Here is a 24529-nt window from a genome sequence, read left to right on the forward strand (position 1 = left end):
TTGGCAAACAACATTCTGTCGCAAGCAACAGTAAAGATCGTGAAAAGTACCTAGGTCAGAGATCGGTATCACTAAGTATTTGAATCGATATCTCCTGGAGATTTTGGTGTAGTTTCAATGTGTTTGCCCGTATGGGCTAGTTCGTTCGATGAATAATAAAACACTAATGAGTAAAAAGGCCTGCATTCTGTTCAGTTCATTGTTTTTTAGTTTGAAATCGGCAAAAATAGCCAAATACTTGAGAGTGATAAATCCAATCAATTGGACTGGAGCATGGTCTTACAAACAAGCCAGGATGATGGGGACGCGGAAAATAGCGAAATAGTCTCGTCCCTGGCCTCCGAGCTGGATCGGCTTAACCACATCACGAAGCTGTCAAGAAGTGACGAACTTCGCCTCAGCGGCGACTGGCTTCATACACTGCTTAACGAGGTTTCCGATTATCTCTATGTGAAGGACCGCAGCTCGCGCTTCGTCATGGCGAACTTGCAGGTCGCGCTTGATGTCGGTCTCGATGATGCTTCGCAATTGATCGGCAAGACCGATCTGGAGCTGCATCCGGAAGAGACCGGGTCCAAGTTCCATGCGATCGAGCAGGAGATCATGGCCTCGAATATTCCGCGTATCGATTTCGAGGAGCCGTCAATTCTGGCGAACGGCAAGCGGAAATGGTTCTCTTCGTCCAAGTACCCGGTCACAAACAGCAAGGGTGAAGTCGTCGGCATTGTTGGCCTCTCACGGGACATCACCGAGCGCAAACGGGCGTTACTGCTGCAGCAGGGGCAGAACAAGGTCCTTCAGGAAATTGCTGCGGGCAGACCCTTGAACGAGGTGTTGACGACACTCGTATTGACCATTGAAGACCAACTCGATGGAGTGATGGGGTCGATCATGCTTGTGGATGACACAGGCGAGCATCTTCTGGCGACTGTCGGTCCCAACCTGCCGCAAGACTACCTGGACATCACCGATGGCATACCCGTGAGCCCGAAAATGGGTTCATGCGGAACCGCTGTGTTCCGCCGCGAGAGTGTTATCGTCGAAGATATCCAGAAGGACCGACTGTGGGAGGATGTACGCGACCTTGTTGCTCCTTTCGAATTGCGGTCCTGCTGGTCGGTGCCGTTTTTCGGCAAGGACAGCAAGGTTCTGGGCACGTTTGGGCTCTACACCAAGTCAACGCGCAGCCCGACGGATCACGAGCTGAAGCTTGCACTGGAAGCTGCCCGGCTTGCGTCCGTAGCGGTCGAGCGTGACCGAGCCGAACGCAAGATCCGTTATCTGGCCAATCATGACGTCCTGACAGGCCTGCCCAACCGGCAGGAGTTCAAGACCAAGCTGGAAGAAAAGGTGTCCGAAAGTGACAGGACCGGCGTGCCTGTTGCCGTCGTTTTTGTTGATCTCGACAATTTCAAGTTCGTCAACGACAGCTTCGGACATGCGATTGGCGACCAGGTGCTGATGATTGTCGCGGAACGGATCATGGCCGTCCACGATGGTGCACATCAGGCCATCCGTTTCGGGGGCGACGAATTTGTCCTGATTGTCGACCGTGACACGGCAGAGAAAGCCGCCCTCAACGAATTCATGGCAAGGCTGCGGGACGAGATCACCAAAACGATCCAGATCGATGACCTGTCGTTCCATGTTACCTGCAGCATTGGTGCTGCGTGTTATCCGCAGGATGCAGACAGTGCTGCACAGCTTTTACGGAATGCCGACAAGGCGATGTTCGAAGCAAAGTCCGCAGGGCGCGACAGCTTCAAGGTTTATGAGCAGACCCGTCCGGAACGTTCGGTCAACAAGCTGACACTTCTGGAGGAAATGCGGACCGGCATCGAGAACGGCGAGTTTTTCCTGGAATACCAGCCGCAATACAATCTGGTCAGCGGCCGTATCGTCGGTGCGGAAGCGCTGGTGCGCTGGCAACATCCGGCACTTGGTCGCATGATGCCGGGCGAATTCATCACCCTGGCGGAAGAAAGTGGCCTGATCGTGCCTCTGGGCAGATGGGTGACACGCGAAGCCTGCCGGCAGAACAAGGAATGGCAGGAAAGTGGCCTGATGCCGATTACGGTTGGCGTCAATGTTTCCGCCCGTCAGTTCCGGGACGACGGTTTGATTTCGGATGTTCGCGATGCACTCGAGGAAACCGGACTTGCCGCGACCTACCTTGAGCTGGAGCTGACCGAAAGCCTGCTGATCAAGAATGCGGATCAGGCCGTTGGACTGATGGACGATTTTCGCCGGCTGGGCGTGAAGCTCGCCATAGATGATTTCGGCACCGGATATTCAAGTCTCGCCGCGCTGAAAAGCTTTCCGCTGACAAGGCTCAAGATCGACCGCAGCTTCATCAGCGATCTGGATTTCGACGAAAGCGACCGGTGTATCGCAAAGGCCATCATTTCCCTCGGGCGGGAACTTGGGCTTTGTGTCGTGGCTGAGGGCGTGGAAACCGCAAAGCAGCAGGCCTTTCTTGCCAGCTGCCGTTGTGAAGTCGTCCAGGGCTATCATTTCGGCCGCCCGATGGCCGCCCGCAAGTTCGGCAAGCTGCTGGCCATGACATTGACGCCTCTGGACGCACATTTCGGGTAGGAAATTTCAAGGCCTACAGAATCTGAGTGTCAAAATCGCCCGTTAATGCCCAAAAATTCGGTTAGAATGTCCGCACGAATTTCTGGCGTATGCCGGCTGCCGGTGAATACCGACCAGATTGCTTTCGCGTGATCGTGAGAGTTCTTTCGAAGACGTAGCCCGTCTCCACCACAGCGAAATTTATGCCAGCGATGCACAATTCGACTCTTACCTGGGTCGTCTGAGGATGGAGCTGCAGCATTCACATTCATCGGCCTAGGAAACCAAAGTTTGTCCAGAGCGACGGTGTATCCTTCGCCAGTTTGTATCTCGGGCTCCGGGCCTGTGCTGCGTTTGTTTGGATTGAACGGATATTGAAACGCAATGACTCGGACGTTTCCTTCGGAAAAAGATCCAATAAAAGAATAGGTTATCCGGAACGATAAGGTTTGCTCAAAGTAACCGTCTTCAAGGGCGATGATTGGCCCAGCCGCAAGTAATTCGCCTCTGAACACAAACTCTGAACGCAGCACACTTCGCAGTTCTGGTCCCCGACCTGACACGCAAGCCTCGGAGGGTTCGGAAATCAACCAAGCTGCTAGAAACGCGGTCAAAAACTTGAACAAAGGCAAAGCGGTTCTCGTTGATGTCGGGATTTCTATATATTTTGAAGAACCGACTATGGTCGTTAGTTATGCATTGCACGCGCTACCAAATGAACTTCGCGCAGGAGCGCTTCTGCTAGTTAACTAGACCTTGGTCATCACATAAGAGCCGGGCGCATCCTCAAGGATCTTGACCCGGTTTGCACCCGGTTTGCGGGCCTTGACCTTGGCGTCGTCATGCGAACGGATCCACTGATCCCAGTAAGGCCACCAGGACCCAGGGTGTTCCTCGGCATTCTTGAGCCAGTTCTCCAGCGTTCCCTTGGCCTCCGCGCCTGTCCAGAACTGGTATTTCTTCTTTGCAGGCGGGTTGACCACACCGGCAATATGCCCGGAACCGGCCAGCACATAATCGACGGGGCCACCAAAACAGCCTGACCCTAGAAAGACCGATTTCGGCGGTGCGATGTGGTCTTCACGCGTTGCCAGGTTGAAGATCGGAATGGTCACCTTGGAGAGATCCAGGTGCTCGCCCGCGATTTCCATTTCGCCCTTGGACAGCTTGTTGTCCAGATAACAGTTGCGCAGATAGAACGAATGGTTCGCGGCGGGCATGCGCGTGGAATCCGAGTTCCAGTAGAGCAGGTCAAACGGGAAGGGGTCCTGGCCCTTCAGGTAGTTGTTGACCACATAGGACCAGATCAGATCGTTGGAGCGCAGCATGTTGAAGGCGGACGACATCTTGGAGCCGTCCAGGTAGCCGTGCTCGGCCATCCTCTTTTCAAGAACCGAGATCTGTTCTTCATCGACGAACACCTTCAGGTCACCCGCGAAAGTGAAGTCGACCTGTGTGGTGAAGAAGGTCGCGGTCTTGATGCGGTCGTCGCCGATCTTTGCCATATAGGCAAGCGTTACCGCCAGCAATGTGCCGCCGACGCAGTAACCGATGGAATTGACCTCTTCCTGGCGCGTTGCCCGCTTGATGACGTCGAGCGTATTGAGGATGCCTTCCTTCATATAATGCTCGAAGCTCTTTTGAGCCTGGCGTTCGTCCGGGTTGACCCAGGAAATGACAAACACCGTGTGGCCCTGGTCCACCGCCCACTTGATGAAGGATTTTTCCGGATTGAGGTCGAGAATGTAGAACTTGTTGATCCACGGCGGAACGATCAGGAGAGGACGCTTCAGGACCTCGTCGGTAGATGGCGAATACTGGATTACCTGGCAGACGTCGTTCTGCGAGATCACCTTGCCCGGCGTGGTGCCGAGGTTCTCGCCGAGCTTGAATTTTGTCGGGTCGGTCTGGCGGATCTTCAGCTCGCCCTTGCCGGTTTTCAGATCCTCGACCAGGTGCCGCATACCCTTGACCAGGTTTTCGCCGTTGCTTTCCAGTGTCAGACGTAACAGCTCGGGGTTTGTAAGCACGAAATTGGACGGGGAGACGGCATTGGCGATCTGGGTAACGTAGAATTCGGCCTTGTGGCGTGTGTGCTCATCCAGTCCCTGGGCGTCGTGGACCATGTCCTCCGCCCATTTGCTGGTGATCAGGTAGAGCTGCTTGATGAAATCGAAGAACTGGTTTTTTTCCCAGTCCGGATCGGCAAAGCGCTTGTCACGTGCCGGAGTTTCGATCGCCGGTGTAGACGGTTCGCCCATCATCCGTTTCAGCGAGGAATTCCAGAGATCGATATAGCCACCCCACAAGCGCGACTGGGCCTCGACGGCGCGCTGCGGATCGGACGCCCAGTATTCGCCAACCTGAGCGAGGGTCTTTACGACACCGGTCAGCTCGTCGGTCGAATCGTGGGTGATCTTGCCCTGTTCCCGGGGCTCGATATAGGCCGCCAGTGCCTTGCCTGCCTGCTCGAGCGTCTTTGCAAGATTCTGTGCAAAGGCTTCCGGGTTGTTGATGATATACTGCAACATGGGATGGTCGCGGTCATCAGCCATAGGCAGGGATTTCCTCCGGTTGTCTTGCCCCATTCAGCCCACGAAAGGCCTGTGAGCCCTTGTTGTTCAATCGCGTTATCTTGTTATTTTTTCGCCGATATTTTGAACTATCGGCTATTTATGACACAAGGTAACGTCTCCGTCGATTGGATTTCAATCCACGTTCAGGCCCTCTGGCTAGTGGAAATTTGTGACGATCGGATGGACGAGGAAACAAAGTGGTGGAGGATCTGTTGAGCTGCATGCGGAACGTGCTGGCACTGGGTGGGTGCCTGCTTCTCGCCTTTGGATTGTCGGCATGCGCTGTCGGGCCAGGGACACCCTTGCTTGATGCGCTGAAAACCGAGCCCGGGCAGGGGAGAGGCAACGTCCCGGCACCGAAAGGCTATGGTGCAATCGTCAATCCCGGCGAGTCTTCCGGCCTCATCAATCCGAAGGAGAGGCAAGAGACGCAGGCTTATCTGGAAACACTTGCGTCTGAGTGACGCAGGGGACGATGCCCAATACATATGCGGATGATGTGAGGTGGCTAAAGAAGATAAAATATTGATAAATATACGGATTAAATCTTTCCTTTACGACTGGCGGTCTAGGCTGCAAGCCTTGATCGCAAGGCCTTTGTTTTCATGACGCTCGATACACCGACACTGTTTACCTGCATTATGATTGCCGAGTTTGCCGGTAGCGTCATCCTTTTCCTTTTTTACATGTTCTGGCCCGGACGGAGCGTTGCCTGTTCGAGAAGCCTCGCCCTGTGGTCTGCAGGAATGTTTCTGGCCGCTTGCGGGACGGTTCTCCTTGCATTTCGCGGGACAATTCCGGACCTTTTCAGTATCGTTGCCGCTAATTTCCTGGTCATTCTCGGGACCGGCCTGAGGCGAAGCGGCTTCGCCGTGTTCCTGGGCCGCAGCGGTCATGTCTGGGTGTTCGCAACGATAGCGTTTGCCTGGCTCGTTCTATGCCAGTTTCCCGAATTTCAGGACAACTTCCTCACCCGGGTGAATTATGTTCAGTCGGTGCTCATCCTGAGTGGTCTCTGGGTCGTTTGGATGGCGTTCTTCGAAAATCGGGAGAAACTCTATTCAGCACGTATGCTTGGCATGACAACGCTGGTCGAAACCGCAGGATTCATGTGGTTTACCTTTCACCAGAACATACTGCTGTTCCCGTCCTTCCAGTCGACGTTCACGGAAGGGTTCATGAGCACCTACCTGATCACCGTTCTGTTTTCGATCATCATGACGATCGTCCTGCCGGCTTCCATGGTCATCGAACGATCCTTGCACGGTTTCAGGGAGCAGGCTCTTCAGGACGACCTGACAGCTCTGCCGAACCGACGGGCTTTTCTCAACGATGCCGAGGACTGGATCGCTTCGAACTCCTCCCCAAAGGGCATTTACAGCCTCATCCTGTTTGACATGGACCAGTTCAAATCGGTGAACGAGCGTTTCGGTCAGGCGATGGGAGATGCGCTCCTGCAACTATTCGCGCGCATCTTGAAGGATACGCTTGTCGAAAACGCCATTTCAGGGCGGGTAGGCGGTGCCGGATTCGCCGTGTTCCTGCCGGAGGGCAACAAGGAACTCGCCCATTTGACCGCCCAGAGAATCTGCAGGCGTTTCGGGCTGGAATGTCAGGAAGCGTCTGGCGGCCGGTTGATGGTGACCGCGAGCGTCGGTCTGGTCAGTGCCAGCGTTTCGACGCCGCTGGAGCGTGCAATGGAAGCTGCTGAAGGTGGCCTGCACAGGGCAAAGAAACAGGGCCGCGCACAAATCGTCACGATGGATCTTGCGCCCAATGGCCGGCTTATCAAGGACGCAAAAAGAACCGGTTTTTCCGTGCTTCGGAAAAAGGCGGCCTGATCTCTTCCTTTCTTTGATTGTCGCGACGCGCCCGGCACAATGGATTGATGCATCCGGCTTCGGAGGGCGGTCCGCTTACTGCTCCCTTGCCATTCATTCCTCGCCAGATTTTTGCTCCTGCACACCACGATTTGTAGGACATTTAAGCCGTTAGAGAAGCTCGGGCAGACGAGGACTACTGCCAAAGCAATCATGTTCTAAAAAACGCTACAAATTTAGTCGGCTAGCGACGCAAAGACGGGTGCGTATTTTTATCCGGACTGCTAAAAGAGCCCCGCTGCGCCGTCGCCGCGCCCGGCAAGGGAGCGCAGCTGATACTGTCAACTCGCAAGGATTCGCGTCATGGAGGAATTCCATAAGATCAAGCGGCTGCCGCCGTATGTGTTCGAACAGGTGAACCGTTTGAAGGCGAAGGCGCGCGCGGCGGGAGCGGACATTATCGATCTTGGTATGGGCAACCCTGACCTGCCGACACCGAAGCACATTGTCGACAAGCTGACCGAAGTCGTGCAGGACCCACGCACGCACCGCTATTCCGCATCCAAGGGCATCGGAGGCCTGCGCAAGGCACAAGCGGCATATTACGGTCGCCGGTTTGGCGTGAAACTGGATCCCGATACCCAGGTGATCGCGACACTCGGCTCCAAGGAAGGCTTCGCCAACATGGCGCAGGCCATCTCCGCACCCGGGGATGTGATTCTGAGCCCCAATCCCAGCTATCCGATTCACACCTTCGGCTTCTTGATGGCTGGCGCCTCGATCCGCAACATTCCGGCGGAACCGGGCCCGGCGTTCTTCGATGCGCTTGAACGCGCGGTGATCCATTCCGTGCCGAAGCCGATCGCAATCATTCTTTGCTACCCGGCAAACCCGACGTCCTATTGCGCGGATCTAGACTTCTACAAGGATGTGGTCGCATTCGCTCGCAAGCACAACATCTTCATCCTGTCTGACCTGGCTTACTCCGAAATCTATTTCGGTGCGACACCGCCGCCGTCTGTTCTGCAGGTGCCGGGTGCCATGGATGTCACCGTCGAATTCACGTCACTTTCGAAGACCTTCTCCATGCCGGGGTGGCGCATGGGCTTTGCTGTCGGCAACGAGCGGCTGATTGCTGCGTTGTCGCGAGTGAAATCCTATCTCGATTACGGCGCCTTCACACCCATTCAGGTTGCAGCAACAGCGGCCCTGAACGGATCGGATGACTGCATCCGTGAAACCCGCGAAATCTACAAGAAGCGCCGCGATGTGGTGGTCGACAGTTTCGGCAGGGCCGGCTGGGATATTCCGGCACCGGAAGCCAGCATGTTCTGCTGGGCACCGATCCCCGAGAAGTTCCGGGCGCTCGGCAGTCTGGAATACTCCAAGCTGCTACTGGAAAAGGCGGAAGTGGCCGTCGCACCAGGTATCGGTTTCGGTGAACACGGAGACGAGTACGTCCGCATCGGACTGGTGGAAAACGAACAAAGACTGCGTCAGGCAGCCAGAAATATCCGCCGCTTCCTTGAAACTGCGGATCAAAAGCTGCACAACGTCATCCCGCTCGGGACCAAAGGTTGATAAGAACTGGACTCATTTCCGTATGGCAGACGCATTGAAGGTAGGCATCGCTGGCCTTGGCACCGTGGGGGCGGCCGTGGTGCAGCTCCTTTCAAAACACGGCGGACAGATTGCAACGAAAACCGGGCGAGCAGTGACCGTGACAGCGGTCAGTGCACGTGATCGGACCCGTGATCGGGGCATCGATGTCTCGGCATTCGAATGGTTCACCGATCCGGTGGAAATGGCCCGGACGGCAGATGTCGATATTTTTGTCGAACTGATCGGCGGCGACAACGGCCCCGCCGAGGAAAGCGTGCGTGCTGCTCTGGCGCGTGGCATTCATGTCGTGACAGCAAACAAGGCGCTGCTTGCGCGCCATGGCGTTGAGCTGGCAGTGCTGGCGGAGGCCAACGACGCCTGCCTCAACTACGAGGCAGCCGTTGCCGGAGGCATTCCGATCGTCAAGACGCTGCGCGAATCCATGGCCAGCAACGACATCAGCCGCATCTACGGTATCCTGAACGGCACCTGCAATTACATACTGACCCGAATGGAGGCAGAAGGCATCAGCTTTCAGGATTGTCTGTCGGATGCACAGCGCCTCGGCTATGCGGAGGCGGATCCGACCTTCGACATCGAAGGCAACGACACCGCCCACAAGCTTGCCATCCTCACCAGTCTTGCCTTTGGCACGGAAATCTCGAGCGACGACATCTACGTCGAGGGCATCACCTCGATCACGACCGCCGATATTCAGGCCGCGGACGAACTCGGTTTTCGCATCAAGCTGCTGGGTGTTGCCCAACGCACTGATACGGGCATCGAGCAACGTGTTCATCCGACCATGGTGCCGAAGTCCTCTGCGATTGCTCGGATCGACGGCGTCCTGAATGCTGTGGCTGTCGACGGTGACTTCGTTGGTGAAATCGTGCTCGTTGGACCGGGTGCCGGCGGCAATGCGACGGCGTCATCCGTCGTGGCCGATCTCGCCGACATTGCCCGGGGCGACGAAACGCCTGTTCTTGGCATGCCCGCTGCAGAGCTTAACAGCTATCAACGTGCCCGCATGCGGCTTCATGAAGGCGGATATTATATCCGCCTGTCCGTATTCGATCGGCCGGGTGCTTTCGCCGAAATCGCCAGATGCATGGGCGATGCCGGCATTTCACTGGAATCGATTGTCCAGAAACGTCATGCAAATAAGGACGTTCCTGTGAAATTTGATGCGGACCTGCCTCAACCTGTCATCCTCATCACGTATGAAACGACTGAAGTGGCAATCAAAGAGGCATTGGACGTGATCATGTCCAAGGGGGCTGTTTCCGAACAGCCTCAGATGATCCGCATTGAAAAACTGAACTGACGAGTGAGTGCCCGCCGAGGCGTCCTGCGGAGGGAGAGACTGGAGATGTTGATGTCCAATACTGATGAACAACCGTCGAGCGGCCTGGACCGTATTCTGACGCTCGAGCTGGCCCGCGTCAGTGAAAGAGCGGCTGTGTCGGCAGCCCGGTTGCGCGGTCACGGCGACGAAATGGCCGCGGACCAGGCGGCAGTGGACGCAATGCGGCGCGAACTGAACCGCCTGCCTATCGACGGTACCGTGGTTATCGGTGAGGGGGAGCGCGACGAAGCTCCGATGCTCTACATCGGTGAAAACGTCGGCACGAAGCAGGGACCGAAGGTCGACATCGCTCTCGACCCGCTGGAAGGCACGACCATCTGCGCCAAGAACCTGCCGAACTCGCTGGCGGTTATCGCGTTGGCGCCGGCGGGCGATCTTCTGAACGCTCCGGACAGCTATATGGACAAGATTGCCATCGGGCCGGGTTACAAGGCCGGATTGATCGATCTGGACGCACCGATTGCCGAAAATATTGCTGCTGTTGCCAAGGAAAAAGGCGTCAAGGTCAGTGAAGTCACCGCCTGCGTGCTCGACCGTCCGCGCCACGCCCGCCTGATTGAAGAAATCCGGGCGACCGGTGCTGCCATCCGCCTGATTGGAGATGGTGACGTCGCCGGCGTTATTCACACGACCGATCCGGACGAAACCGGCATCGATATCTACGCAGGTATCGGCGGTGCCCCGGAAGGTGTGCTTGCAGCGGCCGCGCTTCGTTGTATCGGTGGCCAGATGCAGTCTCGTCTTGTGATCACGCGCGACGAGCAGGTCGAGCGTGCGCATCGCATGGGCATCGAGGACATCAAGAAGAAGTACACGCTTGAAGAAATGGCCGGGCCGGACGTGCTTTTTGCCGCAACGGGTGTAACCGACGGCAACTTCCTGCAGGGCGTCCGCTTCGGCCGTCATCACATCACCACGCACACCGTTGTCATGCGGTCCTCCACTGGGACGGTGCGCTACATCAAGGCCCAGCACACGGATCTTGAGAAGTTTCATCTGGACTAAGTACCGCTGAATGCTGGGACAATCCGGGGAAGACGACAGGCGGCTCGTACTTGGGGTCGCCCGTTCCGCAAACGACAACGCCTGGCGCGAGCGCCTGAGTGGCGCTGACCTGCGAACTGCGATGGCGATTTCGCAGGTTCACGGACTGCCGGACGTGCTGGCGCGTGTCATGGCTGCGCGCGGCGTTCAGGCCGACGAGGCAACCGGCTTCCTGGAACCGTCACTCAAGCTGCTGATGCCGGATCCTTCCGGTCTGGTCGATATGGACGCCGCCGTGGCAAGGGTCGCGGATGCCGTCCAGGCTGGTCGAAAGATTGCGATCTTCGGCGACTACGATGTCGACGGGGCAACATCCTCGGCGATATTCGCCAAATACCTGCAGTGGCTCGGCCTTGACCCTGTGATCCATATTCCGGATCGAATCATCGAAGGATACGGGCCGAATGGTCCGGCCATCGAACATCTTCGCCATGGCGGGGCTGATCTGCTGGTGACGCTCGACTGCGGCAGCACGTCTTTTGAAGCTTTTGAAACTGCCCGGCAACTCGATCTCGACGTCGTGGTCATCGATCACCACCAGGTTGGCGAAACGCTTCCGGCGGTTGAGGCGCTCGTCAATCCCAACCGGCAGGATGATTTGTCGGGGCAGGGGCATTTGGCAGCTGTCGGCGTCACCTTCCTGTTTCTTGTCGGCCTGAACCGCGAGTTGCGACGTCGCGGGGTTTTCCAGGGCAGGCAGGAGCCGGATCTCATGGCGCTGCTCGATCTGGTGGCGCTTGGTACCGTGTGCGACGTCGTTCCGTTGCAGGGCCTGAACAGGGCCTATGTGACACGTGGCCTAGCGGTGATGCACCAACGCCGCAATTACGGGCTGACTGCGCTTGCGGACACAGCGCGCGTGAGCGGAAAGCCGGCGCCTTATCATCTGGGTTTCTTGATAGGCCCGCGGATCAACGCGGGAGGACGTATTGGCGACGCTGCACTGGGCGCGCGCCTTCTGACGACGGAAGACCCGCACGAAGCACGGGCAATCGCCGAGCGGCTGGACCAGCTCAATACCGAACGTCAGTCCATGGAAGCAGTGATGCTGGAACAGGCCGGCGCAGAAGCTGCAATGGCGATCCAGGCACGTGATCCGGCGGTTCTCCTGACCGGTTCCGACGATTGGCATCCCGGGATTGTTGGACTGATTGCCTCTCGGCTCAAGGAAGCTCACCGCAGGCCTTCCTTTGCGGTCGCCTTTGATGAAACCGGCAAGGGGACTGGTTCCGGGCGCTCCATCCCCGGTGTTGACCTTGGCAAGGCCGTTCGCAGAGCGGTTGACGAAGGTTTGCTCGAAAAGGGTGGTGGGCACGCCATGGCGGCAGGGCTTACGGTTCTGCGGGAGAAGACTGCCGACCTGGAAGCGTTTTTCAACGATGTGCTGAAGGACGACGTCGAGGCGGCAAGTGCGAACCGGGAACTGAAGATTGATGCCGCGCTGACGGCAACGGGCGCAAATCTCGATCTTCTGGAGTTGCTGGAAAAGGCGGGGCCCTATGGTGCCGGTCATGCTGAACCGGTGTTTGCCTTTCCCGCCCACCGGATTTCCTTCGCCGATGTGGTCGGTAAGGGACATGTCCGAGCCTCGATCACTTCTGGTGACGGGACCGCGTTAAAGGCAATCTGCTTCAAGGCGGACGACAAACCGCACGGTCAGATGCTTTTGCAGGGCCGGGGACAGTCGCTGCATGTGGCAGGTACGCTGTCAATCGACACCTGGCAGGGGACACCCAAGGTGCAACTGCGCATTCTTGATGTCGCGGATCCGCAGAAAACCCGCCTTTGATGCGGCGCAGGTAAACGTGAATTAACCAAACGCTAAGTCTCCGGGCATAAGGTTTGAACCCACGAAGGAATCGTGAGGATCAGGCATGCGTGCTCAGAATGAGCTTTCGCCCTATTTCGAAGAAATAGACAGGCGTACGGACCGGGCCCTGAAAGGGATTCGGGAAGTCAGACGTTCAGCAAAACTCACCGCCCTGCCGCAAGAGCCGAAAGCAGCCCTTGTCGGAACAGGATTTCTGATGGTTCTGGTAGCATTTCTCGGACTGTTCATCGATTGAACCTTCCGGAAATACCGGACGAACCACGTTCAGGTGAACGAAAGACAGACAAGGGCTTGAAACGCTCTGCGTGCTGCCTTTAAGTCTTGCGTCTTAGTTATCGAGACGTCGGGCACCATGACAGATTATCCCATTGCACTTTGGTCCTTTAACCTGAGCCGCGCTCCAGCTTCGGTGGCAGCTTTTGCTGCACAGATAGAAGAGGGAATGCAGCGCGCCGCGGGAGAGGGCGCAAAGCTCCTGATGCTTCCTGAATATCTTGTGGAATGTTGCCTGGCGTTCAAACCCGAAGGTCTGCTGCCTGACCAGGAAATGGCGTTCCTGGCGGACGTGGGCACCGACTTGCTCGCGATACTTGCTCCGCTACCTGCCAGGTATGGTGTGTCGCTGTTGGCTGGATCGATGCCTGTTCAGGCACCTGCGGGTTTCACCAACACAGCCGTTCTGCTGACAGCCGACGGGCGCGAGATCCGTCAGGACAAATTGTGCCTCACACCGTTTGAGCAGGATCCGGAGATCTGGCATCTGGTGCCTGGAGCTGATCTGAAGACGTTCGAGCTCGACGGTTTGAAGATGGCGATCCTGATCTGCCTGGATGTCGAAATGCCGGCGCTCAGCAGCCTGCTGGCGAAGCTGGATCTCGATCTTCTGCTAGTGCCTTCAATGACGGAAAAACTCTCCGGCTATCACCGTGTCTTCGGCTGTGCCAAGGCACGTGCTGTTGAGCTCATGTGCGCGGTCGCCGTTTGCGGTCTTGTCGGCACATCAAAGGGCACAACGCAGAACGACACCAACGTTTCCGGAGCGGCGCTGTATCTGCCGTGTGAAGAGGAATTCGGTTTTACAGGTGTTGCCGCAGAGGTAGCCGCGACCTCTGGAAGCAACGGAGAAGAACCGTTCCTTGTCGTTTCGGTGCCCCTTAGCGAACTTCGAGACCTGAAGTCCGGCAAGGCGGAAGTTTGGCCGGGAGCCTGGACAGCCGATCACGTTTCCGTTTCGGCGGCCTGAAGCGGACTTGTAATATTTGTAATAAAAATGTGCGCGCACCGAGTGCACTTTTCTCTAGACGTCCCTAAGGGAACTCCCTATACACCTGCTGTTCCAGAACAACAGGTGTGGAGATGGGATTCGCTAAGGCACTGACAGCGCGGGATGCATCGTGGCTGCACGGTATTGCAGGTTTGTTTGTCAAACCGCTCCGTCTGCAGATCGCGGCTCTTTGCGTGCGTCCGGGCGAGGCGGAGCCTGAAATTCTCCTGGTCTCGACCCGCGAGACCGGCCGGTTGATCTTGCCGAAAGGCTGGCCTGAAAAGGACAAGCCCGCGTTTGAAACGGCGTTGATCGAAGCCTATGAGGAAGCGGGTATTGTCGGCACGGCCGACCCGCGGGCCATTGGCAGTTTCCGGTCCTACAAGGGCCTTGCGGACGGATTGAAGATCCGTACCAAGGTGATTGTCTTCAAGATTCGTTTTGAAAAACAGTTGAAAGACTTTCCTGAAATCGGGCAACGCAAAAGGGTCTGGCTGCCTTTCTCGAAGGCAATCGAGGCCGCCGAAGAGCCGGCGCTGAGACGGTTTTTGCGGCAGCACAAATCGCAAATCTGTTAGACATTTCCTGAGGGATAGCGAGGCGTGTTCGGGTGCTCACCAACAAGGACCTGAAAAAGAAGGCTCTGGACAAGGATCTCGACAAGATCAGCTTTGTCAGTGAGGCGGCGGAGGCTATGGGCCGGCGTCTTGTCGGACCGGGTCTTGCCTTGGTGTTCCTCGTGATCTGCGCCTGCGTGGCCGCATTCCAGGTGTCTTCCAGCGGTTTTTCCAACATGCTCATCCTTGTGGCCGCCAGTGCAATTGGCGGCTACATGGCGCTCAATATCGGCGCCAACGACGTTGCCAACAATGTCGGTCCTGCCGTGGGCGCGCGTGTCGTCAGCCTCACCGGCGCCTTGCTGATTGCGGCCGTTTGCGAAAGCGCGGGCGCATTGCTTGCCGGAGCGGATGTCGTCTCGACCGTTTCCGGAGATATCCTGAGCCCCAGCGATGTCCGAAACAGTTCGGAATTCATGCTGGCAATGCTGACGGCCATGGCAGCCTCAGCTTTGTGGATCAATTTCGCGACTGTGATCGGCGCACCTGTTTCGACCACTCATTCGATCATTGGCGGTGTTGTCGGCGCCGGGATCGCTGCAAGCGGCTTTGCAGCCATCGACTGGACAACCATTTCGACAATTGCTGCTTCCTGGGTTCTGTCTCCAGTGCTCGGCGGTCTTGTCGGGGCCGGGATCATGGCCTTTATCAATTCAAGGGTCGTCTATACGCCGGACCGGCTGAAAGCTGCCAGATATTGGTTGCCGATACTGCTGGGCCTCATGGGGGCGACTTTCACCGGCTACATTCTGCTGAAAACGTCCGATCGGCTCATCTCTGTTCCTGAATGGCTCGCCATCGTGCTGTCGCTCACCGTCGGCTTCGTTGTCTGGCGGATCTATTGCCGGGTGATCCACGCCCAAACGCTTACGCTGGAAAACAGTGCGCGCGCCTTGCGCAACCTGTTTGCAGTACCGCTCATGGTCGCGGCAGGTTTGCTGTCATTTGCCCATGGTGCCAACGACGTTGCAAACGCCATCGGGCCGCTGGCAGCCATCGTTCTCAGCCAATCAAATGATTTTCCGGATCTCGTATTTTGGTATCTGGGGGCGCTCAATCCCGAAGTGCCGATCTGGGTGAGCGCAGTCGGCGCATGCGGGATCTCCGCCGGCCTTCTGCTGTTCGGCAGACGGCTTGTCACTGTTGTCGGCAAGAAGATCACCAAACTTAGTCCCGTACGTGCCTTTTGCATCACCCTGGCAACCGCCGCGACCGTGCTGACGGCTTCTGGTGCGGGGCTGCCGGTATCGTCCACCCATATCGCGGTTGGTGCGCTGTTCGGTGTGGGTTTTTACCGGGAATGGTATCGCAACAAGTATGTTGCGGAAGGCGGGGTCATGAAACCGCGCAAGATGATGAAAAACAGGGAAGAGCGTCGCAGACGCCTCCTGGTGCGTCGATCAAGCCTGATCACCATCATCGCAGCCTGGGTTGTCACTGTTCCCGCCTCAGCCTTGCTGGCCGCCGGCCTATTCACGGCGCTCAAGCTCGTCCTCTCATGAGAATTCCGTTCTGCCCTAACAAGTTCGACGGATAACAAGCAGCACACAGTGCGCATTTTCTGGACAAGCCCGAGTTCCGGCCTTATCTTTCGAGTGTCATCAACATTTCGGAAAGGGCACCATGGCGCAGCTTTATTCAGCAATCGACACCCGGACTTCCTGGTTTCAGAACCTGCTTCTGTTGTTCCGGCGCCCTTCGAGATTGCAGATCGCAGCGTTGTGCCATCGTTTGCGCGACGGGGAGCGGGAAGTCCTGCTTGTGACGACCAAATCCACGCATCGCTGGATCCTTCCCAAAGGCTGGCCGATCATGTCGTTGAAAGCACACCACACCGCAGCGGTAGAGGCTTTCGAAGAGGCAGGCGTTATTGGAAATGCGCAGAAGAAACCCTTTGCCAGTTTTCAGTCACACAAAGGCGGCGAAGGCGGCTTGCAGCTCAGGACGGAAGTTCTTGTGTTCCTTGTCGACGTGGAGAGCACGACAAGCAGTTTTCCCGACAAGGACGAGCGAGATGTCCGGTGGCTTCCGATACAGGAAGCCATGCGGCTTGCCGGCGATCCGGGCCTCGTGAAAGTGCTTCGCAAACTGGAAAATTTACCCAACTAAGAAATTTTGGCCAATGAGGGCCGTTTTGGTTGACCTTTTCGGACGATTGTTTAAGGCAGGCGCCAGATGACGCTTGGCTTGCAAGACTTGCCTTCAAAGGACTTCCCGACTGGAACGCCCATGCCGAATTTGAAAAAGCCGACCCTCGACAAGGATCTCGACAAGCTGAGCTACATGGAAGAGGCCGCCGGGTCTCTTGGACGTGGCTTGATTGCGCCGGGCATCGCGCTGGTCTTTATCGTCTTGTGTGCCCTTGGCGCCGGTGCCTCCATGTCGGGAGCACCGGGAACGGTCATCATCGTCGCTGCGGCAGCCATTGGCGCCTATATGGCACTCAATATCGGTGCCAACGATGTTGCCAACAATGTTGGCCCCGCCGTCGGTTCGCGGGCGATGACGTTGCTGACGGCGCTGATCATTGCGGCCGTCTTTGAAAGTGCAGGGGCCCTGATCGCAGGTGGGGATGTCGTCAGCACCATCTCCAAGGGCATCATTGATCCCGCTTCGGTAGCCGATGCCAATGTCTTCATGGCAGCGATGATGGCGGCTCTGGTGTCCTCCGCACTCTGGATCAACCTTGCTACCTGGATCGGTGCGCCGGTTTCGACAACGCATTCCATCGTTGGCGGCGTCATGGGAGCTGGCATTGCGGCGGCAGGCTTCAGCGCGGTCAATTGGGCGACAATGGGCGGTATCGCAGCAAGCTGGGTCATCTCGCCGTTCCTCGGCGGTCTGGTTGCTGCAGGTTTCCTGGCCTTCATCAAGACTTTCATCATCTATCAGGACGACAAAATCGCCGCTGCCCGCAAATGGGTTCCGGTTCTGATCGGTGTCATGTCGGGAACCTTTGCCAGCTACCTGGCACTCAAGGGCCTGAAGAAGATCGTGCATATCGACATGCCAATGTCATTGTTGCTTGGTGTTGTTGTCGGGCTTGGGGTCTGGGCGATCGTGCGACCGCTGATCAGGCGTCAGTCTGAAGGGCTGGAAAATCGCAACCAGTCTCTCCGCATCCTGTTTTCCGTGCCGCTTGTCTGTTCGGCGGCTCTTTTGTCCTTCGCCCACGGAGCGAACGACGTTGCAAATGCTGTGGGACCACTTGCCGCCATCGTTCACACGGCGGAACTCGGAGACGTCGCAGCCAAGGTGAGCATTCCGCTCTGGGTCATGGCAGTCGGTGCTTTCGGCATTTCATTCGGTCTTTTGTTGTTCGGCCCGCGCCTGATCGAAATGGTCGGCCAGCAGATTACCAAGCTCAACCCGATGCGGGCCTACTGCGTTTCGCTGTCAGCTGCCATCACTGTGATTGTTGCCTCGGGTTTCGGATTGCCCGTGAGTTCCACGCACATCGCCGTGGGAGCTGTCTTCGGTGTTGGGTTCTTCCGGGAGTGGTATACGGAACGCTCAAAGCGCCGCCTGGATTTCGTGAACCAGAAACAAGGCAATGGCAACGTGGTGCGACCTGTCCGCAATCGCGAGGAGCAGGCACGCCGTCACTTGGTACGCCGGGCGCATTTCATGACCATCGTCGCTGCCTGGGTCGTCACCGTTCCGGCTGCTGCCGTCCTGTCCGCCGGGCTTTACTTCGTCATGGTCAAGCTGATTGCCTGATAAAGGCGATTTCTAACCGGGTAGATGTCCGGCCGGCTCCAGGGTGAGGTTGGCCCAGACCGGCAAATGGTCCGAAGCAACGCGCGCCGTCTTCGATTTATGGACGCCTGCCTGCCTGACGACGAATTCCGGGCTGGTTATGATCCGGTCCAGGCTGCCGACGGGAAGGGGACTGGGAAAGCTCCGTCCCGGCGTCGTCACCTCATAGCGTTCTTCAAACAGCTTGATGCTGCCCGCCGTGTCTCGCCATTCGTTCAGGTCTCCGATCAGCACTGTCGGCAGGTAATCCAGATGCTCATGCAGCTGATGCATCAGCGAGGTTATCTGCTTTTTACGAAAGTGACCGATCAGGCTCAGGTGCATGGCTGCCACACGGATTTTCTCTCCGGCAACTTCAAGGTCGACAGCAACCGCACCACGTGGTTCCAGCGTCGGCAGATCTAGCCGGCGATGGTCGAGAATACCGATCGAGTTTCGAACAAGAATAGCGTTGCCGTGCCAGCCCAGGCTCTTGTCGCCCGTCGCGAACGGAACGGGGCGGTAATCCGTTTCCTGAAGAATCGTGTCTCTGTCGAGGGTGCTTTCCCGTGGTCCGAAGCGCTTGTCTGCTTCCTGCAGGGCCAGGATGTCGCAGTCCAGTTCCTGGATAACCTTGAGCGTCCGGTCAGGCCGCCTGCGCGCATCGACGCCTATTGATTTTTGTATGTTGTAAGAACCGATTTTCAGCATGGGCGCAGAGTGAAGGCCTCACGTTAAGAGTTGCAAGGGGAATAGGTTGATTTGGCCGCCTTTGCGACCAATTTAGGCAGCCTTGGTCTGCTCCATGCGCTCCGTCGCCCGTTTGAGCGCAGCAAGGCATTTTGCATCCAGGGCTGTGCCGGCTTCGCTTTCCATGATGCCGAGTGCCTTGGGCAACGGCATCGGTCCACGATAAGGCCGTTCTGCGGTCAATGCGTCGAAAATATCCGCCGTCGTGACAATACGCGTTTCCATCGAAATCCTGCTTGTGGTCAGCCCGTCCGGATATCCGCGGCCGTCCAGTTTTTCATGATGCCCTCTCGCGATCGGCGACAGGTCCTTGAACGTATCGATCCTGGAGAGGATCTCGTCGGAGTAAACGGGATGCATGCGGATTTGTTCCCACTCCAGGTCATCAAGCTTTCCGGGTTTGTCGAGGACTGAGTTGCTGACGCCGAGTTTGCCGATGTCGTGCAGGAGAGCCGCCCGTCTCAGCAGCTGCCGGTCACGCATTCCGTAACCCAACTCTTCTGCGATCATGTCGGTGTAAAGCGTTACGCGCTCGCTGTGTCCGGCGGTGTAGGGACTTTTGGAATCGATCACGAGCGCAAAGCCGTGGGCTATGTCGTCGAGCTGCTCCTCATCTGCAAAACGAATGTTCTGCGCTGGTTCAAGACCGTAGACGATCTTGTCGAGGTTTTCCGACTTCAAGGTGTTCCAGAACTGGGGATTACTTGCGACGGTTTCTGCTGCGGCCACCAAGGCGGGGTCGAACCAGCTGCCAGCCCGTTCCTTCAATTCCTGCAAGGCCCCCTGTACGCCTGCATTGATCTGAAAGACATCCATGACCTGTGCCAGCAAGGCGATCTGGGAAAATACCGGGATGGTGGAGCCCACAATGCCGTGCGGCCGTCCTTTGCCGTCCCAATGTTCATCCAGACTGTAAATTCCGGATACGACAGTTTCCGAGAAATGCATCTGGCGGGCAATGTCGCCGCCGCGTGTGCAGCGTGTTTCGATCATCTCGTTTGCAATGTCGCCGCCATTTTGAAGAATGTTGACGATGGCGCGCACACGTTCTGCAAAGCCGTGCTTCAACCCGGTGTGAGAAAGCACGAAACGCAGGGCCGCAGGCAGGCTGTCGCTGATCGTCTTGAAGTCGTGTTTGAAGGTCAGGTCGTCGGTGAGATAAAGCTCGCAGATCCTCGCTGCATTGCTTGAACAGCCAAGGTCCTTCAAGAGCAGCGTGTAATAGAGATCGCTGAGTTGCGCTTCAGTCAGCCCGACTTGCCGTCCGATATGAATGCCGATCCAGCAACAGCGAACGCAGTGGCCACGCGGCTGGCCTTCCGTGATGTCCAAAGCGTGACTGAGTGCGCCGAGCAGCTCCGCCAGCCGGAGTTTTCTGGAAACCTGTTCGGACATAAGAGCGAGCCTCGCGCAACGATGTGTTCCGCGAGGCTCGCAAAGTTTCGTTAAAATCAGGTGTTTTCACCGACCCCGGTCAGGCTGCTTCCAGCTCTGTAGCCGATTGGACGAGCAGACCTGCCACGTAGTCCATGAAGGAAACCCAGGCTTCCACCACAAATGTGTCCGCACCTGTCCGCCAGATCATCACTGGAGACTTGTGAAACAGGGTCCTTGTCACTGTGCCGACCGGAAAGACCTCAAGCGAGAAATCGATGAAGACCCCGGTGTTGAGCAACCAGGCAGCCTTGTCGCCACTGACGATGATCGCTTCCGAACGGTCGGAGATATCAACCAGGGCGTGGGGATGCGTTGAGAGCTTATCCTCGATGCCGTCGAACACCGCCCTGAGGTCTTCTTCAGGTGCAAGCAAGGTCCACTCGTCCGGCCCCATCCAGAGCGCTGCCCGTTTGGCGGAAGTGGAGTTCGACAAGGGAGAAAGCGGCAGTGAGGCGCCAAATGCCGTGCCGGCTTCCTTTTGCGCAGCTTCACGGCAACGCAGGGAAAGTCGCGTCATGGGCGCAGCTTTCAGGATGGAGACCGACGGTAGGCTCAGAAGCGGTGTTTCACCCGCGTCCGGCGTGATCAGATCGCTTGCCAGAAGTTCAGACATTGATCCGTGCTCCTTCCTTGTCATAGAACACCGTGCTTGTCACCTCGACCGGAATGCTTCCGGTCGGCATCGGCACATAGAGCGTTTTGCCTTCCAGCGCGTGGCCGTTCTTCACGATCGCGAGGGCAATCGTACGGTCGAGCGCCGGACTGTAGTAGGACGAGGTGACATGACCTTCCGCAGGCGTGCCGGTGGCGGGGTTCTCGGCAGTCGTGATCTGGGCACCTTCTTCCAGCTTCACTTTCGGGTCCTTCGTCAGAAGGCCCACGAATTGCTTGCGACCGTCTGCAACAAGGTCAGTACGGGCCAGGCCACGCTTGCCGACGAAGTCAAACTTGTTCTTGCCGATCGCCCAGCTCATGCCGGCATCTTGCGGAGTAACGGTACCATCCGTGTCCTGACCGACGATGATGTAACCCTTCTCTGCGCGCAGAACGTGCATGGATTCCGTTCCGTAAACGGTGCCGTTGTGCTTCTCGATTTCCTTGGCGAGCGTTTCCCACATCATCTTGCCATGACGGCGGGGAACGTTGATTTCGAAGCCGAGTTCACCGGTAAAGGAAATCCGGAAAAGCCGGCAGGGAACGCCGCAGAAGGTCGCTTCCTTCACGCTCATGTGCGGGAAGGCATCGGCGGAAAGATCGACACCTTCGATAAAGGGCGCAATCACCTCCCGAGCCTTCGGTCCCTGAACCGCGGCGACCGCGAACTGTTCGGTGGTCGACGTGATCCAGACATCGAGATCCGGCCATTCTGTTTGCAAGTAGTCTTCCATGGTCGCAAACACACTCGGCGCGCCGCCGGTCGTGGTGGTTACATGGAAACGGTCTTCCGCAAGGCGTCCGATAACACCATCGTCGGTGATGAAACCGGCGTCATTGAGCAGCAGACCATAGCGGCAGCGGCCGGGCGCCAGCTTCTTCCACGGGTTGGTGTACATCCGCTCCAGGAATTCGGCCGCATCCGGTCCGACAATTTCGATCTTGCCGAGCGTGGAGGCATCGAACAGGCCGACACTTTCGCGGACGGTCTTGCATTCGCGGGCAACCGCCGCATGCATGTCTTCACCGTTCTTCGGGAAGTACCAAGTGCGCTTCCACTGGCCAACGTCCTCATAGACGCCGCCGTTCTCCACCACCCAGTCATGGGACGGCGTCTTGCGAACCGGGTCGAAGAAGTCGCCACGCGATACACCGGCAAAGAGACCGAATGTCGTTGGAGTGTAGGGCTGGCGGAACGTGGTGAGCCCGACATCCGTCACCGGCTTCTGCAAGGCCCCTGATGCGATCTCCAGGGCGTTCATGTTCGAAAGACGACCCTGGTCGGTGGCCATGCCGGTGGTGGTGTAGCGCTTGATATGCTCGATGGACTGCATGCCTTCGCGTACGGCCAGCTTGACGTCCTTGGCGGTAACGTCGTTCTGATAATCGACGAACGCCTTGACCCGTGAAGCGTTCCGATCGTGGGGCAGGGCGCCGAGGATGCCGCCTGATCCGGCTTCTCCACCCGTTGCCGTGACGTAGGTCAGCTTTGCGGACTTGCCGGTTGCGGACCTGGCTGCTTCTTCACCGGCCGCATAGCCGTCGTGAAGCGTTGCCTGCAGGCCATAGAGGCCTTTGGAGCCGCCTGCCGAACGTTCCTTCTGAACGGAAATACCGGGAACATAGGCCCCCTTGTCCGCGTCCCAGACGACCTTGCCGCGGGACTGGGAATACAGGCTGACGGTCGGAGTCCAGCCGCCTGACATCAAAAGCGCATCGCACGCAATTTGGCCACCGGAGGCAACCTGTCCCGATGTCATCATCCGGCCGAGCAAGGCGCCTTTGACACGCTTGCGACCGAGAGTTCCTGTTACAACGCATCCTGCCTCGACACGAATGCCCCTGGCTTCCGCGATTGCAACCAGGCTTTCAGGCGGCGTTTCGCGCATGTCCACGATGGCAGCTACGTCGACACCATGGTCTGCAAGGTCGAATGCCGCCTGCCACGCACTGTCGCAGGCTGTTGCCACCAGAACCTTGTGGCCGACTTTGACTCCATAGCGGTTGAGGTAGGTTCTTCCAGCTTCCGCAAGCAGAATGCCCGGTCGGTCATTCTCCGGAAACACCATCGGACGTTCGATCGCACCGGCTGCAATCACCACTTCCTTGGCGCGCACCTGCCACAGTCGTTCACGCGGCAGTTTGGGATCCGGGTTGGGCAAATGTTCGGTGATGCGCTCTGCCAGCGAAATGAAGTTATGCGCAAAATAACCGAAGGCCGTTGTCCGCGGCAGGAGTGTGACATTGTCCATCGCGGCAAGCTTGGCGATGGTTTCCGAAACGAACTCCGTGGGATCCTTTCCGTCGATGCTTGCGCTGACTTCAGAAAGCAGCGAACCGCCGAATTCAGCCTGCTCGTCGACCAACATCACCTTGGCACCGGTCTCTGCCGCAGCCAGAGCCGCTGCAAGTCCGGTTGGCCCGGAGCCGACAACAAGAACGTCGCAGTGGGCGTAGATGTTGCCGTAGAAGTCGTGATCCGGGTTTTTCGGCGGTTTGCCGAGGCCGGCCGCCGAACGGATGATCGGCTCGTAGACCTTGTCCCAGAAAGCATGCGGCCACATGAAGGTCTTGTAGTAGAACCCGGCCGGAAACAGCGGCGAAAGCAGGTCGTTCACGGCGCCGATGTCAAACCCGAGCGAGGGAAAACGGTTCTGTGAAACGGCTTCAAGGCCCTGATAGAGCTCAACCTGTGTAGCGCGCAGGTTCGGCGTCTGATCGCCGTTGCGGTAAACCCCGACCAGCGCGTTCGGTTCTTCCGAACCGGCAGTCAGAATGCCGCGCGGACGGTGATACTTGAACGAACGACCGACCAGGTGAACACCATTGGCAAGCAGCGCAGAGGCAAGGGTATCACCCTTGTGGCCTTGCATTTCCTCGCCGTCAAAGGTGAAGGTGAGTTGCTCGGCGCGGTCGATCCGGCCGCCTTTTTCAGTACGGAATGGCTGGCTCATTTGCCGGCCTCCTTGGCGAGCGCTTCAAGATCCGGTTTCGGTTCGCCGGTCTTGTAGATTTTCAGGAACTTGTCGCTGACGGTATCGCGGACAGCGTTGAAGAACCGTCCGCAGCCGTGAATATGGCGCCAGCGCTCGGCGGCTACACCCTTGGTATTGTCGCGCATGTACAAAAACTCCACCCAGTCCTCGTCCGTGGCCTGGCTCGGGTCGGCCGGTCGCGCGATATGGGCTTCACCGCGGCAGGCAAATTCCGTTTCTGCACGCTCGACCTGGCAGTAGGGGCAATAAATCAGCAGCAT

Annotated in this window: 20 protein-coding genes; 13 read left to right on the forward strand and 7 right to left on the reverse strand. The window is 57.5% G+C overall.

The annotated features are described in order from the left end of the window. Positions 1-273 precede the first annotated feature (273 nt). Positions 274-2595, forward strand: a complete 2322-nt coding sequence (locus ACVDG9_RS10980; protein ID WP_168693189.1) for a sensor domain-containing protein — start codon at positions 274-276, stop codon at positions 2593-2595. 29 nt (positions 2596-2624) lie between these two features. Here ACVDG9_RS10980 and ACVDG9_RS10985 read toward each other — a convergent pair whose 3' ends face one another. Together ACVDG9_RS10985 and ACVDG9_RS10990 are read right to left on the reverse strand one after the other, a co-directional pair. Continuing rightward, the gene (locus ACVDG9_RS10985; RefSeq protein ID WP_447237971.1) at positions 2625-3206 is read right to left on the reverse strand and encodes a hypothetical protein; all 582 of its coding nucleotides are present in this window, start codon (positions 3204-3206) and stop codon (positions 2625-2627) included. 117 nt (positions 3207-3323) lie between these two features. Then, entirely contained in the window at positions 3324-5129 is a 1806-nt protein-coding gene (locus ACVDG9_RS10990) for a PHA/PHB synthase family protein (RefSeq protein ID WP_447237972.1), read from the reverse strand. 233 nt (positions 5130-5362) lie between these two features. Between ACVDG9_RS10990 and ACVDG9_RS10995 the strand changes: the two genes are divergently transcribed. The 12 genes from ACVDG9_RS10995 (at position 5363) to ACVDG9_RS11050 (ending at position 18414) form a co-directional block, all read left to right on the forward strand. After that, positions 5363-5614, forward strand: a complete 252-nt coding sequence (locus ACVDG9_RS10995) for a hypothetical protein (protein ID WP_152506738.1) — start codon at positions 5363-5365, stop codon at positions 5612-5614. A 141-nt stretch (positions 5615-5755) separates the two neighbouring features. Then, positions 5756-6991: a GGDEF domain-containing protein gene (locus ACVDG9_RS11000; RefSeq protein ID WP_062488910.1), complete on the forward strand. Its 1236-nt coding sequence runs from the start codon at positions 5756-5758 to the stop codon at positions 6989-6991. Positions 6992-7333: 342 nt separating this feature from the next. Then, entirely contained in the window at positions 7334-8551 is a 1218-nt protein-coding gene (locus ACVDG9_RS11005; RefSeq protein WP_022999411.1) for an LL-diaminopimelate aminotransferase, read from the forward strand. A gap of 22 nt (positions 8552-8573) precedes the next feature. Further along, positions 8574-9896, forward strand: a complete 1323-nt coding sequence (locus ACVDG9_RS11010; protein ID WP_447237973.1) for a homoserine dehydrogenase — start codon at positions 8574-8576, stop codon at positions 9894-9896. A gap of 51 nt (positions 9897-9947) precedes the next feature. Then, a complete protein-coding gene (glpX, locus tag ACVDG9_RS11015) occupies positions 9948-10943 on the forward strand; it encodes a class II fructose-bisphosphatase (RefSeq protein ID WP_447237974.1) in 996 nt (331 codons plus the stop codon). 10 nt (positions 10944-10953) lie between these two features. Then, positions 10954-12771: a single-stranded-DNA-specific exonuclease RecJ gene (gene recJ, locus ACVDG9_RS11020; RefSeq protein ID WP_168686963.1), complete on the forward strand. Its 1818-nt coding sequence runs from the start codon at positions 10954-10956 to the stop codon at positions 12769-12771. Positions 12772-12856: 85 nt separating this feature from the next. Continuing rightward, the gene (locus ACVDG9_RS11025; RefSeq protein ID WP_022999407.1) at positions 12857-13048 is read left to right on the forward strand and encodes a hypothetical protein; all 192 of its coding nucleotides are present in this window, start codon (positions 12857-12859) and stop codon (positions 13046-13048) included. Positions 13049-13165: 117 nt separating this feature from the next. Then, positions 13166-14056 (forward strand): nitrilase-related carbon-nitrogen hydrolase, encoded by an 891-nt coding sequence (locus ACVDG9_RS11030; RefSeq protein ID WP_447237975.1) that lies wholly within the window; start codon positions 13166-13168, stop codon positions 14054-14056. A gap of 113 nt (positions 14057-14169) precedes the next feature. Continuing rightward, positions 14170-14655 (forward strand): NUDIX hydrolase, encoded by a 486-nt coding sequence (locus tag ACVDG9_RS11035; RefSeq protein ID WP_055653953.1) that lies wholly within the window; start codon positions 14170-14172, stop codon positions 14653-14655. A gap of 32 nt (positions 14656-14687) precedes the next feature. Further along, positions 14688-16196, forward strand: coding sequence for an inorganic phosphate transporter (locus ACVDG9_RS11040; RefSeq protein WP_447237976.1), 1509 nt, complete (start codon positions 14688-14690; stop codon positions 16194-16196). A 121-nt stretch (positions 16197-16317) separates the two neighbouring features. Beyond that, complete coding sequence (locus ACVDG9_RS11045) at positions 16318-16803, forward strand: NUDIX hydrolase (RefSeq protein WP_022999403.1); 486 nt, start codon at positions 16318-16320, stop codon at positions 16801-16803. Positions 16804-16923: 120 nt separating this feature from the next. Then, positions 16924-18414, forward strand: a complete 1491-nt coding sequence (locus tag ACVDG9_RS11050; protein ID WP_031268789.1) for an inorganic phosphate transporter — start codon at positions 16924-16926, stop codon at positions 18412-18414. Between the two features lie 12 nt (positions 18415-18426). Here the strand turns inward: ACVDG9_RS11050 and ACVDG9_RS11055 are convergent, their stop codons facing one another. The 5 genes from ACVDG9_RS11055 to ACVDG9_RS11075 all read right to left on the reverse strand — a co-directional run bounded on the left by ACVDG9_RS11055 (position 18427) and on the right by ACVDG9_RS11075 (position 24529). After that, complete coding sequence (locus tag ACVDG9_RS11055) at positions 18427-19143, reverse strand: endonuclease/exonuclease/phosphatase family protein (protein ID WP_055653958.1); 717 nt, start codon at positions 19141-19143, stop codon at positions 18427-18429. A gap of 72 nt (positions 19144-19215) precedes the next feature. Beyond that, a complete protein-coding gene (locus ACVDG9_RS11060; protein ID WP_055653960.1) occupies positions 19216-20577 on the reverse strand; it encodes an HD-GYP domain-containing protein in 1362 nt (453 codons plus the stop codon). 79 nt (positions 20578-20656) lie between these two features. Next, positions 20657-21232 (reverse strand): sarcosine oxidase subunit gamma, encoded by a 576-nt coding sequence (locus ACVDG9_RS11065; RefSeq protein ID WP_152506733.1) that lies wholly within the window; start codon positions 21230-21232, stop codon positions 20657-20659. After that, positions 21225-24227 (reverse strand): sarcosine oxidase subunit alpha, encoded by a 3003-nt coding sequence (locus ACVDG9_RS11070; protein WP_447237977.1) that lies wholly within the window; start codon positions 24225-24227, stop codon positions 21225-21227. The genes ACVDG9_RS11065 and ACVDG9_RS11070 overlap by 8 nt, the downstream gene beginning before the upstream one ends. Further along, complete coding sequence (locus tag ACVDG9_RS11075; RefSeq protein ID WP_062488901.1) at positions 24224-24529, reverse strand: sarcosine oxidase subunit delta; 306 nt, start codon at positions 24527-24529, stop codon at positions 24224-24226. The genes ACVDG9_RS11070 and ACVDG9_RS11075 overlap by 4 nt, the downstream gene beginning before the upstream one ends.

This window comes from Roseibium sp. RP-7 (genome assembly GCF_053005225.1).